Raw genomic sequence first — 1,981 nt, forward strand, 5'->3', positions numbered from 1 at the left:
CGCACAGCAGCAGGTGTGGACACGCCCTTTCGGGTCGATCTTCGGCTTGCTCGTGTGCGCAAATACAACTCCCGACGTTCCGATCGTCGTAAATGCAGTTCCATCTTTCACAATTCCCGTTCCAACTGCCGCTGCCGCATTGTCCCCGGCTCCGCCTGCGACAACTGTCTGCGTGCGAAGTCCGGTCTGCTCTGCAATCTCCGGAAGCAAGGTTCCCGTCGCCTCACAGGATTCGTAGACACGGCCGAGAAGATTTCGATCAATCTCAAGCGTGTGAAGCACTTCCTCCGACCAGCAGCGGTTCGGCACATCGAGAAGCTGCATTCCGCTCGCGTCCGACACCTCCGTCGCAAACACTCCGGTCAGCACATATCGGATGTAATCTTTCGGCAGAAGAATGTGACGGCATCTCGCATAATTTTCCGGCTCGTGATTTCTCACCCAAAGAATCTTCGCCGCTGTCCATCCGGTCAGAGGCGGATTCGCTGTGATCTCAATCCAGCGCTCCCTCGGCATTTTTTCAAGCATCTCCCCGACTTCTGCTCCGGTTCTCTGATCGCACCAGATGATTGACGGGCGGATCACCTCGCCATTCTCATCGAGCATCACAAGGCCATGCATCTGACCGGACAGACCGATTCCCCGGATTTCTTCCGGACTGACACCATCTGTTTCCGCCTCTCTCACAACCGATGCCAAAGTTTCTAAGACTGCCGCTCTCCAGTCCTCCGGATTCTGCTCCGCCCAGCCGTTCTGCGGCTGAAGCAGCGGGTACTCCTTTGAGGCAGATGCCACAATCTCTCCATTTTCTCTAAATAACACCGTCTTTGTCGCCGATGTTCCCACATCAATTCCAATTAAATAGTTCATTGCCCTTGCAATCCCTTCACCTTTACATTTCTTTAGATTTCTGATCGTTTCTGATTACAGTTATAGCGGATTTATAAAAAAGAAAATACCGAAACAAATCGACCTTTTGTACATCGAAATTTAGACTAAAAGAAAAAATTCCCGGCTCTCCATCTCTGGAAAAGCCGGGAATGATATGATATATCGTGGGAAAAGATTCCCAAATGAATAAAATACAAGTCTGCAAGTTAAAGCGGATTCTAGGCGAGAAGTTTCTTTACCATCTCGGCAGTGAAGACCACTTTCTCGAGATGATCCACCTCAATCTGGTACAACGCATTTGCCGCGATGTGCTCCGCTGCCTGCTCAAGATCACGGATTCCGCTCGTCTGCATATGCAGCTCGATCACGGCATCAAGACCCTCTTCGGTGAGAATGCACTCCTCCGGGCGCAGGCTCATACGGCGCAGAACTTTCGGCAGCGCATAGCGCGAGAAGATGATCTTCTTCTCCTCAGCTGTGTAATCCGGGATGTCGATCACCGCAAAACGGGACATCAACGGTGCACTGATCTGCGACTTGTCGTTCGCGGTCGCGATCGGGTACACCCCACCAGTCGGGATCATGCACTCCATGTAGTTGTCCGTAAATCCAAGGTTATCAAGAAGCGTCAGCAGAACATCCGCCGGGTTGCCATTTCCCTTTCCGGAAGCCGCCTTGTCAAGCTCATTTATGATGAAGACAAGGTTGGACTCTCCCGCCATCGAGAACGCCTCCATGATGATTCCCGGCTTTGCATTCGCATAGATCCGGGAGCTTCCTGTCAGCTGCTCCGGATCGTTGATCGAGCTCATGTCAAGTGTCGTCCACGGCAGTTTCAGAATTCTCGCAACCGCATAGGCGATCTGGGACTTTCCGGTACCAGCCGGGCCGACGAGCAGAAGGCCGTATGCCGGGAGCGTGTGCGTGCGGTTGATCTGGATGATCGTCTCAATGATTCTCTGCTTTACGCGCTCCATGCCGTAGAGCTCCTCATCGAGAATCCGGCGCGCCTCCTTCGGATCGATCGCCTCAAAGTAGTTGTTCTTCCACTGGATATTCATCATGATGGAAAGTGCACGCTGTGCGTGGC

The 1,981-nt window shown here is 52.7% G+C and carries 2 protein-coding genes; both read right to left on the reverse strand.

From position 1 onward, the window contains the following. Nucleotides 1–870: xylulokinase (locus tag ACR0QE_RS13370; RefSeq protein WP_432628828.1), on the reverse strand; the 870-nt coding region annotated here is incomplete at its 3' end. Nucleotides 871–1,109: 239 nt separating this feature from the next. Next, on the reverse strand, nt 1,110–1,981 hold an 872-nt coding region (locus ACR0QE_RS13375), incomplete at its 5' end, for an AAA family ATPase (protein WP_432628829.1).

Source organism: Brotaphodocola sp. (assembly GCF_050873065.1).
Taxonomy (GTDB): domain Bacteria; phylum Bacillota; class Clostridia; order Lachnospirales; family Lachnospiraceae; genus Brotaphodocola.